The following is a 14787-nucleotide window of genomic DNA, read 5'->3' on the forward strand; positions in this document are numbered from 1 at the left end:
TCATGCACCGACTGCGCGCTGCGGAACGCCTGAGTAGTCGCTGAGCGGACGGATGAGCGCATTGGATGCACCCTGCTCGATGATGTGGGCCGTCCAACCGGTGATTCGGCTCATCACGAAGATCGGGGTGAAGACGTCGATGTCGAAGCCCATCAGGTAGTACGTCGGCCCGGTGGGGAAGTCGAGGTTCGGCTCGATCGAGGTCTCCTCGTTCATCGTGCGTTCGAGTACGTCGTACATCCGTACCCATTTGCGGCCGTTCGTTGCTTCGGCCACGTCCTGGAAGGCTGCTCGCATCGTCGGCACCCGGGAGTCGCCGTTCTTGTAGACACGGTGCCCGAAGCCCATCACTTTCTCCTTGGCCGCGAGCTTGTCCAGGAGCCACTGCCTCGCCAAGTGCGGTTCGCCGATGTCGAGCATGGCGTGCATGACCGCTTCGTTGGCCCCGCCGTGCAACGTTCCCTTCAGTGCGCCTATCGCCGCGGTGACGGCACTGTAGATGTCCGACAGTGTCGAGGTCACGACTCGGGCTGCGAACGTCGACGCATTGAAGCTGTGCTCCGCGTACAGGATCAGTGACACCTCGAACGCCTCGACGATCTTCGGGTCGGGCACGCTCCCGAAGCACATGTTCAGGAAGTTCTCGGCGAACCCCAGGTGGGTGTGCGGTGCGATCGGATCGAGGCCGCGTCGACGACGGTGATCCGCGGCGACGATGGTCGGTAGGACGGCGGTCATCCGAAGCGCCTTGTTCAGGTTCGCCGACGCCGAATTGTCCTCTTCCGCCGGGTCTTCCGCACCCAGATAACTGATCGCGGTGCGCACGACGTCCATCGGGTGGCAGTTGTCCGGCATCTTCGCCACCAGCGACAACAACGATCGGTCGGCGCGGCGGTGAGCCCGCTCTCGCTGCGAGAACAGCTCGAGTTGCGGGTTCGTCGGTAGCTCGCCGTTCCACAGCAGGTACGCCACTTCCTCGAAGCTGCAGTGCTCCGCGAGGTCCTGCACGGCGTACCCGCGGTAGGTCAGGGAGTTGGTCTCCGGGACCACCTTGGAGATGGCCGTCGTGTCGACGACCACTCCGGCCAGGCCTTTGTGGATCGTCTTCGTCTCGGCCAGGGCAGCTCTCGTTGTCGGATAGGTCATCTCGCGTCCCTCGTGTAGGTGAAGATCCCTCGATCGAATCGGTTGTACTGGTCGTACTCGAGCAGTTCGTAGAGGCGGCTGCGGTGTTGCATGCGGTCCAGGTCGGCGGCTTGTGTTCCGGTGGAGGCGATCTCACGTAGCCCGTTCTCGACGGCGAACATCGCCAGCCGCAGCGTCGTGACCGGGTAGATGACCGCGTTGTACCCCAGGTCCTGGAGTACGTGTGCCGGTATCAGCTCGGATTTGCCGAATTCGGTCATGTTGGCGAGCAACGGCGTGGTGACGGCACCGCGGAACGCGGCGAACTCGGCCTCGTCGGCCAATGCTTCGGTGAAGATGAGGTCGGCCCCGGCGTCGGCGTATGCCTTCGCCCGCGTGATCGCGGCGTCGATTCCCTCGATCGCGCGCGCGTCGGTGCGCGCGCAGATCACGAAGTTCGGGTCGCGCCGCGCGGACACCGCGGCCCGGATGCGCTGCACCATCGTCTCGGTGTCGACGACGGCTTTGCCGTCCAGGTGGCCACAGCGCTTGGGATTGACCTGGTCCTCGAGGTGGCAGCCGGCGATGCCTGCATCCTCGAGCATCGTGACGGTGCGTGCGGCGCTCATCGGTTCACCGAAGCCCGTGTCGGCGTCGATCAATACCGGCAGGTCGGTCACGCGTGCGATCTGCTGTCCTCGGCCCGCGACCTCGCTCAGTGTCGTCAGTCCGATGTCGGGCAGTCCGAGGTCCGCGGACAGCACTGCACCGGAGACGTACACACCCTCGAACCCGATTTCCTGCACCAGTTTCGCGACGAGAGGCGAGAAGGCACCGGGCAACCGCTGGATCGTGCCCGAGGCGAGACCGGCGCGAAACGCCGCCCGCTTGTCCGACGCCGACGTCGATGCGGCAATGAGGCCGGTCATCGGAAGATGCCCTTCGGGGTCTTCGGCGCCCGGGCCAGCACGTCGCCGCCGACCGTGAACGTGAGTCGGTCGAGCTCCCCGGCCGCCAGCGTCGGCGCGTTCTGCGCAGCGGTGAGGAAGCGGTCCTGCTCGTCGGGAGACACGATCCCGTCGGCGAGTGTCCTGAACTTGTCGATGTACTGCTCACGGGCGAACGGCCGGGCGCCCAGCGGATGGGCGTCGGCGACCGCGAGTTCGTCGACGATGACGGTCCCGTCCTTCAGCGTGATCTCGGCACGAGCGCCGAAAGCCTTCTCGTCCGGGTCGGTCGAGTGGTACCGGCGGGTCCACTCCGGATCCTCCGCCGTCGAGATCTTGTTCCACAGTTCGATGGTCGCCGGTCGCTGCGCACGCTCGGGAGCGTAGGACCGCTCGTGGTGCCACTCGCCGTCTTCGAGCGCCACGGCGAAGATGTACATCACCGAGTGGTCGAGCGTCTCCCGGGATGCTGTGGGATCGAACTTCTGCGGATCGTTCGACCCGGTGCCGATGACGTAGTGCGTGTGGTGGCTGGTGTGCAGCACGATCGTCTCGATCCGGTCGAGATCGTCGATGCGGGAGCGCATTCGGCGGGCCAGGTCGATCGGCGCCTGACTCTGGTACTCGGCCGAGTGCTCCTTGGTGTAGCTGTCGAGAATTGCGCGCTTGGCTTCGCCAGGTCCGGGCAACGGCACCTGGTATTCGGCGTCGGGTCCACCGAGAAGCCATGCGATGACGCCGTCCTCGCCCTCCCAGATCGGCGACGGTGCCCCCTCGCCGCGCAGCGCCCGGTCGACGGCTTCGACGGCGACCTTTCCGGCCAGAGCCGGCGCGTACGCCTTCCAACTCGAGATTGCGCCCTTGCGTGACTGACGGGTGGCGGTCGTGGTGTGCAGTGCCTGGCCGACGGCTTGGTAGATGGTCTCGGTGTCGAGTCCGAGGAGCGTTCCGATACCCGCTGCTGCCGACGGACCGAGGTGGGCGACGTGATCGATCTTGTGTTCGTGCAACGAGATCGCTCGTACGAGGTCGATCTGGATCTCGTAGCCGGTGGCGAGTCCGCGGATCAGGTCTCGGCCGGAGCACCCGGAATGCTGGGCGACGGCGAGGATCGGCGGAATGTTGTCGCCGGGGTGCGAGTACTCCGCCGCGAGGAACGTGTCGTGGAAGTCGAGTTCACGCACGGCGACGCCGTTGGCCCAGGCCGCCCACTCCGGTGAGAACGTGCCGGGTACGCCGAACACGGTTGCACCGGGGCTGTACGGATGCGCCTGCGCTTGGGTGCGCGCACTCGTGACCGGTCGACGCACCAGGGAGGCCGCGGCCACCGACGCGTTGTCGATGATGCGGTTCACGATCATGTCGGCCGTGTCCTCGGGTACCGGGACGGCATCGGCCGCCACCTCCGCGACTTTCCACGCCAGGTGCTCGGACCGGGGGAAGTCCTCGGCGGATCGACGGGTACGTACCAGATGGGTCTTCACTGACTGGTCCTCTTCTGCTGTGCGGTCACGCTTCTTTTGCAAACGTACGCACCTGGCCTCACCTGCGAAAGGTGTGGCCCGTGCCTATTTTTGCGATGCGCAGGGTGCAAATTTGCGAATGTTGCGAATGCCCGTCGGATACTCTCTCCAGCACGAGGAGGTCGCAGTGCAGAAGATCTACGCCGGCAGTCGCCTGCGACGGTTGCGCGCCGACCGCGGGTTGACTCAGCTCGCCCTGGCCAAGACGCTCGAGCTGTCGCCGAGTTATCTGAATCAGCTCGAGAACGATCAGCGTCCGCTCACCGTGCCGGTCCTGCTGCGCCTGAACAGCACGTTCGACCTGGATCCCACGTTCTTCGCCACCGACACCGACGCCAGGTTGGTCGCCGATCTGCACGACGTGCTCGCCGAGACCTCGGACGACGGTGAAGTCTCCATGTCGGAAGTGCAGGAGTTGGTGTCGCGGATGCCGGACATCGGCCGCACACTCGTCGGTCTGCATCGGCGTTTGCACGCCACGACGGATCGATTGGAACGTCTCACCGCGGGTGTCGACGGCCGGGGCACCGATCTGCCCGTCGACGGTTCGCCGATGCCCTACGAGGAGGTGCGCGATTTCTTCTACGATCGGCGCAATCACATACCGGATCTGGACCTCGCGGCCGAGGAATTGTTCGCACGCGAGGGCTTGACCATCGGTGCTCTCGATCTACAGCTGGCCCGTGTCATCGAGGCGAACTACGGCGTCACCGTCGACATCGAGGACGACGGCGATGGACGGCTGGGCCCCAAGGGACGGCTGGGACCCAAAGAACAGCTGGGCCCCAAGCGCATCTACTCGCAGGGAAGGCTCACTCTCGCCAGGCGATTGACCGCGGGCCAGCGGGCGTACCAGATCGCCACTCAACTGGCGTTTCTGTCGCAGGCCACGATGATCGATGCTCTCGTCGACGCCGATTCGTCGTTGAGCGCACCCGCACGCGAGCTCGCCCGAGTGGGTCTCGCCCATTACTTCGCAGGTGCGCTCCTGCTCCCCTACGAGACTTTTCTGGACGCGGCGGAGTCGGTGCGCTACGACATCGAGTTGCTGTCGCTGACGTTCGAAGTGGGATTCGAGACCGTCTGCCATCGACTCTCGACTCTGCAACGACGCGGCGCCAAAGGCGTCCCGTTCTTCTTCGTCCGCACCGATCGCGCCGGGAACATCTCGAAGCGCCAGTCCGCTACCGCATTTCACTTCTCCCGGGTCGGCGGAAGCTGCCCGCTGTGGGTGATTCACGACGCCTTCGCGGCGTCCGGAAGAATTCTCACCCAGGTCGCGACGATGCCCGACGACCGCAGTTATCTGTGGATCGCCCGCACCACCGAGAGCGGTGGGCTCGGGTTTCGCTCACCCCGCAAGCACTTCGCCATCGGGCTCGGCTGCGACATCGCGTACGCGAGCCGAGTCGTCTACGCGGACGGGTTGCCGCTGGACTCCGGCGCCGCCGCGGTGCCCATCGGCCCGGGATGCAAGGTGTGCGAACGCACCTCGTGCGCGCAGCGGGCATTCCCACAGCTGGGGCGGCAGGTCCACGTCGACGAGAACGTCGACACCGACCTGCCGTACCCCTACACGTGATACGTCTCAGTTCGGCTGCGAGAGAATGCGTTCGATGTCGTCGAGGACTGCTTGTCCGCCCTTCGGTCCGACGCCGGTGATCCAGTAGGACTGATCGACGGCCTGCGGGTTCGGCAGTGCTCCTGGGTTCGCCGTGATCGCGGCGGGGATCGCCGCCGGGTCGGACGGATCGGTCGCGGTGACGACGATGACGTCGGCGCGCGCCTCGGTGACGAGTTCGGGAGACAGGTCGACGGAGATCTCGTCGGCCCATTCCGGCCGCGGCGGTGTGGTGAAGCCTGCGCATTCCAGCGTGCTGCCGGCGAAGGACAGCGGACCGTACAGCGTGAGCACGTCGTCCCGAGGCCGGATCAGTTGCGCGGTGCGACCTTCGGTGTCGAATCGAGTTGCGATGTCGGAGCAGCGGTCTCGATATTCGCCGAGCAGGGCCTGCGCGTCGTCCTCCCTGCCCAGCGTACGACCGACGAAGTCGACGTTGTCCTGCCACGGATCGGACTGCGAGGCCATGAACACCGTCGGTGCGATGGCCGCGAGTTGGTCGTAGTACTCGGCATGCCTCGTCTCGGTCCCGAGGATGAGATCCGGCTTCAACGCAGCGATGGATTCGATCCTCGGCTCGGCGACGGTCCCGACCGTCGCGATCGACGCGGCCTCGTCGCCCAGATACGCCGGGACACCGGTCGCTTCGCTGAGAACAGCGGTGCCGACCGGGACGACACCGAGAGCGACGGACGTATCCAACTCGACCGGCTCGAGCGTCACGATGCGCATCGGACTGTCCGGAACCTCGACGTTGCCGCGAACGGTCTCGACGGTCCGCTTGCCCTGTTCGTCGGCGCTGCCGTCGGACTCGCTCGCCGATCCTCCGCCGCCCGACGAGCACGCCACGAGACCGAAAGCCAGTATTCCGACCGCTACCGCCACGCCGCGGTGATCAGACCTCGACATCGTGCATTCCTCCGTACCTCGATGAGTGAAAGTTCAATGAAGGTTAGCCTGTCTTGCGTCGCCGATGGGCAGACCGTGCAGCCCGTTTTACTGATACTTTGGACTGCGAATCTTCGACGCTGGGAGAACCGCTTGACTGCCGCACCGGACCGCACCCGTATCGAGTTTCCGGACATCAGCTCGCGAGCATGGGAACACCCCTCGGACAGAGCCGCGCTCGTGACCCTGCGCAGCTTGAAGGGTTTCGACACCGTGCTCCGCACCCTTTCCGGGCTGCTCAGGGAACGCCAGCACCGGCTGATGTACCTCGCCACAGCCGTACGCGTCGACGACAAGCAGTTCAAGGACCTGAACGATCTTCGCTCCGACTGCGTGAGCATTCTCGGCGCGGATCAGACGCCCGAGCTGTTCGTCATGCAGTCACCCGTGGTCAACGCGTTCACGATCGGAATGGACCGCCCGTTCATCGTCGTGACCACCGGCCTGCTGGACATCATGACGTACGAGGAACAGAGATTCGTCGTCGGTCACGAGCTGGGGCACGCACTGTCCGGGCACGCGGTCTACCGGACCGTTCTGATGCACCTCATGCGACTCGCCGGAACCATCGGCTGGGTACCCGTCGGCGGCTGGGCACTGCGGGCGATCATCGCAGGCTTGATGGAATGGCAACGCAAATCCGAACTTTCGGGTGACCGCGCCGGTCTGCTGTGCGGCCAGGACGTCCACACCGCCATCCGCGTGCAACTCAAGCTGGCAGGCGGTGCCCGCATCAGCGAAATCGACGTCGACGCGTTCCTCGCGCAGGCCGCCGAGTACGAGTCCAGCGGCGACCTACGCGACGGCGTCCTCAAACTCCTCAACATCGAACTGCTGTCCCACCCGTTCTCGGTACTACGCGCAGCGGAGCTGAAGAAGTGGGTGGACAGCGGGGAGTATGCCGCCGTGCTCCGCGGCGAGTACCCGCTGAAATCTCAGGACCACCGAGCCAAGGCGTCGGAGGAATTCAAGAACGCCGCCAGAACCTACAAGCAGAACTTCGACGAGTCGGAAGACCCCTTGATCAAGACGATCCGGGATCTCGGCGGCGGTTTCACCGGTGCCGTCGACGCCGTCGGAAACGGAATCGGCGACGTGGCGTCGGACATCAAGGAACGCTTCGACCATTGGCGGAAGTCCTGACTCGTTCCACGCCGACGACTCGCGTTACCTGGTGCGGGGTGGGGGTCGGGCGGTAGCGTCGGTCCGGTGACGACACCCCGCCTCTCCACACCTCGAATTCCGACAGGCACGTTCAAGGAGCTGGGCCCGATCAACTGGGCGTTGTGTCGGATTCTCTCCAAAGTCGCAGGCACACCCGACGCTCACCTGTTCAGCACCCTCGGCCGCAACAAAGGCCTGTTCCGGGGATGGCTGTTCTTCAGCGGGCGCTTGATGCCGGGTGGCCGCATCTCCAAGAAGGAGACCGAACTGGTCATCAACCGCGTCGCTCACCTGCGGGACTGCGGCTACGAGATGGACCACCACAGCCGCATCGGACGCCGATTCGGTGTGACGAAAGAGCTTCTCGCACAGGTGAAAGAGGGGCCGGAGTCCCCGGGATTGACTCCTCGGTACCGAACCATCCTGACGGCAACCGACGAACTCCTGAAGACCAAGAACCTGTCCGACCCGACCTGGACCCTTCTGGCCCAGGAATTCGACGAACGCCAACTCATCGAATTCCTGTTGCTCGTAAGCCAATACGACGGCTTGGCCACCACTATCGGCACCCTTCGCATCGAGCGCGATTTCTGAGCCTTCGTCCGAGGAGCTCCGACCGAAGAAACGAGAACATCCGCCCACGGCCGAGGCTGTGGGCGGATGTTCTTCGGTGAAGCTGGATCAGAAGTTGATCATGTGCCCGGCGAGGCCGTGGATGGCTTCCTGCAGCGCTTCCGACAGGGTCGGGTGCGTGTGCACGTTGCGAGCCAACTCGTTGACCGTCAGGTCCCACTTCTGCGCGAGCGTCAGTTCCGGCAGCAGCTCGGAAACGTCGGGGCCGATGAGGTGGCCACCGAGCAGTTCGCCGTGCTCGGTGTCGGCGATGAGCTTGACGAAGCCGGTGGCGTCGCCGAGACCGTGTGCCTTGCCGTTGGCTGCGAACGGGAAGTTCGCGACCTTGATGTCCGAGCCACGAGCCTGAGCCTCTTCGCGGGCCTGGTCTTCGGTGAGACCGAAGCTGGCGACCTGAGGCTGGCAGAACGTCGCGCGCGGCATCATGCGGTAATCGTCGATCGGGAGTGTCTCGGCACCACCGATCGTCTCCGCAGCGACGACAGCCTGAGCCTCGGCGACGTGCGCGAGCTGCAGCTTCGCGGTCACGTCGCCGATGGCGTAGATGTGCGGGACGTTGGTCTGCATCGTGTTGGTGATGCCGATGGCGCCGCGGTCGGTGAGCTCGACGCCGGTCTTCTCGAGGCCGAAGCCTTCGACGCGGGGTGCGAACCCGACGGACTGCATGACCTTGTCGACGGTGAAGGTTTCGCTCTCACCGGACTTGTTGTGCTTGATCTCGACGGTGACCTTGGAGCCGTCGTCGTCGATGCTCTGCACGCCTGCGCCGGTGATGACCTTGACGCCCAGCTTCTTGTACTGCTTCTCGATTTCCTTCGAGACGTCCTTGTCCTCGTTCGGCAGCGCGCGATCGAGGTACTCGACGATGGTGACGTCGACACCGTAGTTCTTGAGGACGTAGCCGAACTCCATGCCGATGGCGCCCGCGCCGACGATGAGGATCGAGCCCGGGAGCTCCTTCGTCATGATCTGCTCTTCGTACGTCACGACGTTCTTGCTCAGCTCGGTACCGGGCAGCAACTTGGTGGTGCTGCCGGTCGAGATGATGGCGTTGTCGAACGTGATGGTCTCGGTGCCGCCCTTGGTGAGCTCGACCTCGATGGTGTTGGCGTCGGTGAACGTGCCCTTGCCGTCGTACTCGGGGATCTTGTTCTTCTTCATCAAGAAGTGGATTCCCTTGACGCGGCCCTCGGCAACCTTGCGGCTGCGATCGAACGCTGCGCCGAAGTCGAAGGACGCTTCACCGGAGATGCCGAACAGCTTCGCCTCTTTGGTGAAGAGGTGCGCCAGCTCGGCGTTGCGGAGAAGAGCCTTCGAGGGGATGCAGCCGACGTTCAGGCAGACACCGCCCCAGTACTTCTGCTCGATGATGGCAGTGCTCAGTCCGAGTTGTGCCGCGCGGATAGCAGCGACGTACCCACCGGGACCGGCTCCGAGGACAACGACGTCATAGTGTGAGGTCACGATTCCCCAGGATAGTCCCGTCGTGTATCACTGTCTCCAGACGGTCCGGTTACCGGCCGGTAGCACGGCTCCGGGCGGCGACCCGCGCGAAGTTTCCTCCGTACACGGCGGCGATCGACGCCTCGTCGAACCCTCGATCACGCAGCACAGCAGGCAGCGTCACGACGTCCTCCGGCGGCACCCACTGCAGCATCCCGTACTTGGTGTACTCCTCCGAGAACGCCTCGGGATGCGTCGCGAGTTCCAGATTGAAATCCTCGTGATCGAACGAGTAGTCCGAGCCGATTCCGATGTGGTCGATACCGAGCAGGTCGACGCCGTACTCGATGTGGTCGGCCATGGTCTGGACCCGCTGCGCACCCTCGTCCCGTCCGTTCTTTCCGAGAAAGATACCGACGCCGTTGATGCCGACGACTCCTCCGGTCCGAGCGCATTCGACTGCCTGTTCGTCGGTGATGTTGCGCGGATGCTCCCAGAGCGCGGAGAAGTTCGAATGGCTGTAGATCATCGGAACCTGCGTCGCCGACGCCAGGTCGAGGCCGGTTCGCGTCGAACAGTGCGAGCCGTCGACCACCATGCCGACACGGTTCATCTCCGCGACGAGGTCGCGTCCGTAGCCGGTGAGGCCGGTGTCGTCGGTGTCGAGGCATCCGCAGCCTGCCGCGTTGGCCCAGTTGTACGACGGAAGCATCGATCTGACACCGAGGCGGTGGAAGTGCGCGACGTTGTCGAGGTCGCCTTCCAGCGGACCGGAATCCTCCAGGTCGAAGGCGAGCGTGATCAGATTGCCGTCGGGCACCTCGTCGACCATTCGAAATCGACCGTCCGACAGCGCTTTACGACGGAAATCCTCGGCCAACGCCGTCGCGACGGCATACGAATGCGGCGAGAACCCGACGTTCACCGACACGTACGAACCGAGCGGATACCGTGCGACCTCCGCGATGTCTGCGCCAGTTCCATCCGACGACGCCGAGACGAGCGGAAGGCAACAGTGCTGCTCCCACAGAATCATTTCCCGCGAAGTCATACGGATGCTCCCCCTTTCACGATCAACACCACCGATACCAGACCGAGGACCAGGCACACGATCACAGCACTGTGCTGCACGAGCCATTCTCGCCAGGACTGCTGGACGGCAGCGGAGTTGCGGTCCGACCTCGCCAGCACCACCAGAGGAGTGACGACCCCGAGCGTCGCGACCACGACCCACACCACCGCAGCGGCGACGGCTTCTGCGCCGTGCAATTCCCACAGCGACAGTTCGGCCACCGCCACCGTCACCAGCATGTAATTGGGCACCCACAAGCCCAGCACGAACGCCGCGATCACCGACAGCCGATCGAGTCCTCTCAGCCACTTCGGTGTCTGCCCCGCCGTGCGCCGCCCACGGATCCACAGAACCAGGACGAACAACGCCAGAACGAGGCCGACGGCGAGCTCGAACCAGGAAAGGGCGTGAGACGTCGACTTCGTCCGCGGCCCCGGCGGCAGCAGAGTTGCCGCAAGAACCATCACGAGGGCGAGGGCCAGGACGTACCCGAGGACGTACGCGACAAGCTTTCTCGGACCGTTGTCGGTGGCCGCGAGCAGAAACGCGGGTACCACCGACCACGGCCACACCATGACGACGAGACCCACGAGTGCGAACGTCAGCGCATGGCCGGCCATGACCTACGGACAGTACTCGCAGACGGTAGAAATAGGGCATGAGCAACGCGATCGATCCGTACCTCTGGCTCGAAGAAGTCACCGCCGACGAGGCCCTCGACTGGGTCCGCACCCGCAACGCCGCGACCACCGCAGCACTCGCCGGAGACGAGTTCGACGCCACCGAAGCACGGATCCTCGAGGTCCTGGACACCGACGCGCGGATTCCGTACGCACGCCGACGCGGTGAGTACCTCTACAACTTCTGGCGCGACGCATCTCACGTCCGAGGTATCTGGCGTCGCACGACGATGGACGAATATCGCAAGGACGAGCCCGCGTGGGACGTTCTCCTCGATCTCGACGCCGTGGCCGCCGCGGAGAGCGAGAACTGGGTGTGGAGCGGCGCACAGGTTCTGCGTCCCGATCAGAAGATCGCGCTGGTGACGATGTCCCGGGGCGGCGCCGACGCCACCGTCGTGCGCGAGTTCGATCTGGAGTCGAGGACTTTTCGCGACGACGGGTTCTTCGTTCCGGAAGCCAAGACCGACGTCGGGTACATGGACGCGGACACCGTCTACGTCGGAACCGATTTCGGCGACGGTTCCCTGACCGACTCGGGCTATCCGCGGATCGCCAAGCGCTGGCACCGTGGCACTCCCCTGGCCGAGGCGACGACGGTCTTCGAGGGCGAGGCGTCGGACATCTCGATCTCGGCGTGGCACGACAGGACGCCCGGTTTCGAACGCGACTTCGTTCAGCGAGCCACCGACTTCTACAACGCGGAGCTGTACCTCCTCGAGGGGGACGCACTCACGCTTGTCGAGACCCCGACCGACGCAACCACTTCGGTGCACAAGCAGTGGCTTCTGATCCGCACGATGACCGAGTGGACCGTCGGCGACGTGACGTACCCGTCGGGCGCCCTGCTCGCGACGAACTTCGACGACTTCGTCGGTGGCAGCCGCGACATCACGGTCCTCTTCCGGCCCGACGCCCATCGGTCGCTGCACCAGTGGGCGTGGACCGAGAACCACCTGCTCGTCGTCACCCTCGTCGACGTCGCCACCGAAATCGGCATCTACACCCCGAGCGCCGACGGATGGAGCGACACGCCACTCACCGGCCTGCCGGAACTGACGTCGATCGAGATCGTCGGCACCGACGGCGAAGAGAACGGCGACGAGTTCTTCCTGTCGTCGAGCGGATATCTCACTCCCGCCACGCTGCTGTTCGGAACGGTCGGCGGCGGCGTCGAGGCACTCAAGCAAGCGCCGTCGTTCTTCGACACCGAAGGACTCACCGTCGCACAGCATTTCGCGACCTCACTCGACGGGACCGCGATCCCGTACTTCGTCGTCCGGAAGGAGCCCGCCGACGACTCCCCGGCCCCGACCCTGCTCTACGGCTACGGCGGCTTCGAGATCTCGCTGACCCCGTCGTACAGCGGAGCGACCGGGTCGGCCTGGCTGGAGAAGGGCGGCACCTACGTCGTCGCCAACATCCGTGGCGGCGGTGAGTACGGGCCGGACTGGCACACACAGGTTCTCCGCGCGGGGCGCCACAAGGTGCACGAGGACTTCGCCGCCGTGGCCCGCGACCTCGTCGACCGGGGAATCACGACGCCGAGTCAGCTGGGTGCACAGGGCGGAAGCAACGGCGGCCTGCTGATGGGCATCATGGTCACCAAGTACCCCGAGTTGTTCGGTGCGATCGTCTGCCAGGTTCCGCTTCTCGACATGAAGCGCTACCACCTGCTGCTGGCCGGGGCGTCGTGGGTCGCGGAGTACGGAAACCCCGACGACCCGGACGAGTGGGCGTTCATCTCCGAGTACTCGCCGTACCAGAACGTCGTCGGGCCTGCAGAGAAAACGTACCCGCCCATCCTGATCGCGACCTCCACCCGCGACGACCGAGTCCATCCGGGTCATGCTCGCAAGATGGCGGCTCGGCTCGAAGAAACAGGGCACACCGTCCGCTACTTCGAGAACATCGAAGGCGGGCACGGCGGCGCAGCCGACAACGCGCAACTCGCATTCAAGACCGCGCTGACGTACCGATTCCTGTGGAACACCCTCAGCGACTGAACCAAGCCTCGATCTCCGCGACGACGGTCGCCGGCTGCCGGATCCATTCGTTGTGTCCGCGCGGCGACGAGAGGTGCCGCGTGGTGACCTCCGCGCGCGGAAACTTCTTCAACAGGTTGGCCATGGACGCGCGCGGTGCAAGATCGTCGCCGGCGAGCGTCACCGCGAGGATGGGAAGCGTCAACCGGGCAATGCGTTCCTCGTAGTCGATGTCCGCGCCGGTCGGTTCGATCCGACCGGTGCGGGCGAACCTCGACCAGTCCTCGATGAGCACCTTCGACTGGCGCCCGAACCCGCCGACGTCGATGCGATCACCCGGCCAGAACCCGGCGATGTTGCTGGTCAACGACATCGCCGCTGCCCCGAGGAACAGCGACGCCCCGCGGGCCACACCGAACCCGCGATGGAACGGCGATCCGGATGCAACGAGGATCAACCCACCGAGCCGCCCCCGGATTCTCGACGCATAGAGGGAGCTGAGCTGGCCACCCATGCTGTGACCGAGCGCGTACGGCGTGGCGTCGGGAAACCGTTCCCGAACCACCTCGAAGATTGCGGGAAAATCCACCGAGACGAGTTCCTGATAGCCGTACGTGCTGACTCCGCTCGGCTTCGGTCGGCTGTCCCCCTGGCCGCGAAGGTCGGCCGTCGCCACATGGAAACCCCGCTCCGTCAGAGCCTGCGCGAACAGCGCGTAGTACCCGCCCGGAATGCCGAGGCCGGGCAGCACGACGATGACCGGCAGGTCGGACCTCGGAGTCTCGGCCTCGAACAAGCGAACCGGGACGCTCGTCCCGTCGGGCATCTGAATCGGCACTGTCTCCACGCCGACACCTTAGGCCCCGGACAGTCGAACAGCCGGCTCGCGTGACGCGAGCCGGCTGTTCGTGTACCTCGACGCGTGGGTCAGCCGCCCAGCAGTCCTCCGAGCAGTCCACCGATCACCGTGAGCAGCCCACCGTCGGTGTCGGCGCCTTCGGAGCTTCCGGCGCTACCGGTGGCGAGGAGGGAAAGAAGTGCAGCAAGCATGAGGATCTCCTTGAGGGGGAAGGCCATGCCACGAATGGGCGGGCTGAGGAAAGTTCTATCAACCAGGATGGCCGTGAGGAAAGCGAAGAGATCGCAATTGCGTCGTTCGAATGAATGTTTACCGGATCAAATAATTCGAACGACACTCGAAACCTTCATCAGGACTTTTATGCACGGAAGGCGAGGCCGGGAAGGCCGAAAAAGACGTCAGCCCGAACCGGGTCACGGTTCGGGCTGACGTCGAGGTTCGCGTGGACCGCGGTGTGCGGTCGGTGGATCAGCTGACGGGAGGCGTGCCAGGAATGGTTGCCTCGCTCGATCCGCTGTCCGAGCTGCCCGTGGAGAGGAGGGCCAGGAGGCCGAGAAGTTCGGAAAGTTCGATCTTGTTCGACGGCTTGATGGACATCCTTTGAGCTCCTTCGATTCGAGGTCAGGTACTCGGAATGTGAAAGTTACGAAACGATCACTTCCGAATACATTCCTACCAACCGAATATCGAATTGGCTACAGCCGCAACGATAAAAAACCGAATGCATTCAAATCGACAGTAAACAGGAATCTTGTTTTCACTGATAACTATCGAATCACCGCGGCCC

Annotated in this window: 14 protein-coding genes; 4 read left to right on the plus strand and 10 right to left on the minus strand. The window is 64.6% G+C overall.

Annotated elements, in window-relative coordinates:
• Genes BH95_RS14540 through prpD form a run of 3 tightly spaced genes read right to left on the minus strand, consistent with a single transcriptional unit; the run spans nt 1 to nt 3556 of the window.
• Nucleotides 1-1146, minus strand: coding sequence for a bifunctional 2-methylcitrate synthase/citrate synthase (locus BH95_RS14540; protein WP_020112560.1), 1146 nt, complete (start codon nt 1144-1146; stop codon nt 1-3).
• On the minus strand, nt 1143-2054 hold the full coding sequence (gene prpB / locus BH95_RS14545) for a methylisocitrate lyase (protein ID WP_019666582.1): 912 nt from the start codon (nt 2052-2054) through the stop codon (nt 1143-1145). The genes BH95_RS14540 and prpB overlap by 4 nt, the downstream gene beginning before the upstream one ends.
• The gene (gene prpD / locus BH95_RS14550) at nt 2051-3556 is read right to left on the minus strand and encodes a 2-methylcitrate dehydratase PrpD (RefSeq protein WP_020112561.1); all 1506 of its coding nucleotides are present in this window, start codon (nt 3554-3556) and stop codon (nt 2051-2053) included. Before prpD ends, prpB begins: the two co-directional genes overlap by 4 nt.
• A gap of 166 nt (nt 3557-3722) precedes the next feature.
• Here prpD and BH95_RS14555 point away from each other — a divergent pair, with 166 nt between their 5' ends.
• The gene (locus BH95_RS14555) at nt 3723-5177 is read left to right on the plus strand and encodes a short-chain fatty acyl-CoA regulator family protein (RefSeq protein ID WP_208601205.1); all 1455 of its coding nucleotides are present in this window, start codon (nt 3723-3725) and stop codon (nt 5175-5177) included.
• A gap of 6 nt (nt 5178-5183) precedes the next feature.
• Here the strand turns inward: BH95_RS14555 and BH95_RS14560 are convergent, their stop codons facing one another.
• Entirely contained in the window at nt 5184-6125 is a 942-nt protein-coding gene (locus tag BH95_RS14560) for an ABC transporter substrate-binding protein (protein ID WP_037182841.1), read from the minus strand.
• 132 nt (nt 6126-6257) lie between these two features.
• On the opposite strand from BH95_RS14560, the gene BH95_RS14565 reads away from it, so the two are divergent.
• On the plus strand, nt 6258-7307 hold the full coding sequence (locus tag BH95_RS14565; RefSeq protein WP_033188672.1) for a M48 family metallopeptidase: 1050 nt from the start codon (nt 6258-6260) through the stop codon (nt 7305-7307).
• A gap of 66 nt (nt 7308-7373) precedes the next feature.
• Nucleotides 7374-7922 (plus strand): carboxymuconolactone decarboxylase family protein, encoded by a 549-nt coding sequence (locus BH95_RS14570; protein ID WP_037182844.1) that lies wholly within the window; start codon nt 7374-7376, stop codon nt 7920-7922.
• A gap of 87 nt (nt 7923-8009) precedes the next feature.
• Here the strand turns inward: BH95_RS14570 and lpdA are convergent, their stop codons facing one another.
• Genes lpdA through BH95_RS14585 form a run of 3 tightly spaced genes read right to left on the minus strand, consistent with a single transcriptional unit; the run spans nt 8010 to nt 11096 of the window.
• The gene (gene lpdA / locus BH95_RS14575) at nt 8010-9425 is read right to left on the minus strand and encodes a dihydrolipoyl dehydrogenase (protein ID WP_019666588.1); all 1416 of its coding nucleotides are present in this window, start codon (nt 9423-9425) and stop codon (nt 8010-8012) included.
• Between the two features lie 49 nt (nt 9426-9474).
• Nucleotides 9475-10455, minus strand: a complete 981-nt coding sequence (locus tag BH95_RS14580) for a dipeptidase (protein WP_037182846.1) — start codon at nt 10453-10455, stop codon at nt 9475-9477.
• Nucleotides 10452-11096, minus strand: a complete 645-nt coding sequence (locus BH95_RS14585) for a GAP family protein (protein WP_037182849.1) — start codon at nt 11094-11096, stop codon at nt 10452-10454. Before BH95_RS14585 ends, BH95_RS14580 begins: the two co-directional genes overlap by 4 nt.
• A gap of 38 nt (nt 11097-11134) precedes the next feature.
• On the opposite strand from BH95_RS14585, the gene BH95_RS14590 reads away from it, so the two are divergent.
• Nucleotides 11135-13162, plus strand: coding sequence for a prolyl oligopeptidase family serine peptidase (locus BH95_RS14590; RefSeq protein ID WP_037182852.1), 2028 nt, complete (start codon nt 11135-11137; stop codon nt 13160-13162).
• Here the strand turns inward: BH95_RS14590 and BH95_RS14595 are convergent.
• The 3 genes from BH95_RS14595 to BH95_RS29810 form a co-directional block, all read right to left on the minus strand.
• A complete protein-coding gene (locus BH95_RS14595) occupies nt 13152-13988 on the minus strand; it encodes an alpha/beta hydrolase family protein (RefSeq protein ID WP_019666592.1) in 837 nt (278 codons plus the stop codon). The two genes, BH95_RS14590 and BH95_RS14595, sit on opposite strands and share 11 nt — an antisense overlap.
• Nucleotides 13989-14068: 80 nt before the next feature.
• Nucleotides 14069-14191: a hypothetical protein gene (locus tag BH95_RS29805; protein WP_254924961.1), complete on the minus strand. Its 123-nt coding sequence runs from the start codon at nt 14189-14191 to the stop codon at nt 14069-14071.
• Between the two features lie 277 nt (nt 14192-14468).
• Nucleotides 14469-14597: a hypothetical protein gene (locus tag BH95_RS29810; RefSeq protein WP_020112566.1), complete on the minus strand. Its 129-nt coding sequence runs from the start codon at nt 14595-14597 to the stop codon at nt 14469-14471.
• Nucleotides 14598-14787 lie beyond the last annotated feature (190 nt).

The organism is Rhodococcoides fascians A44A, from assembly GCF_000760735.1.
GTDB lineage: Bacteria > Actinomycetota > Actinomycetes > Mycobacteriales > Mycobacteriaceae > Rhodococcoides > Rhodococcoides fascians_E.

Coding starts and splice junctions, on each gene's coding strand:
- BH95_RS14560 (WP_037182841.1), bottom strand. CDS start 6,125: ATGTCGAGGTCTGATCACCGCGGCGTGGCGGTAGCGGTCGGAATACTG.
- BH95_RS14590 (WP_037182852.1), top strand. CDS start 11,135: ATGAGCAACGCGATCGATCCGTACCTCTGGCTCGAAGAAGTCACCGCC.
- BH95_RS29810 (WP_020112566.1), bottom strand. CDS start 14,597: ATGTCCATCAAGCCGTCGAACAAGATCGAACTTTCCGAACTTCTCGGC.
- BH95_RS14580 (WP_037182846.1), bottom strand. CDS start 10,455: ATGACTTCGCGGGAAATGATTCTGTGGGAGCAGCACTGTTGCCTTCCG.
- BH95_RS14585 (WP_037182849.1), bottom strand. CDS start 11,096: ATGGCCGGCCATGCGCTGACGTTCGCACTCGTGGGTCTCGTCGTCATG.
- BH95_RS14540 (WP_020112560.1), bottom strand. CDS start 1,146: ATGACCTATCCGACAACGAGAGCTGCCCTGGCCGAGACGAAGACGATC.
- prpB (WP_019666582.1), bottom strand. CDS start 2,054: ATGACCGGCCTCATTGCCGCATCGACGTCGGCGTCGGACAAGCGGGCG.
- BH95_RS29805 (WP_254924961.1), bottom strand. CDS start 14,191: ATGCTTGCTGCACTTCTTTCCCTCCTCGCCACCGGTAGCGCCGGAAGC.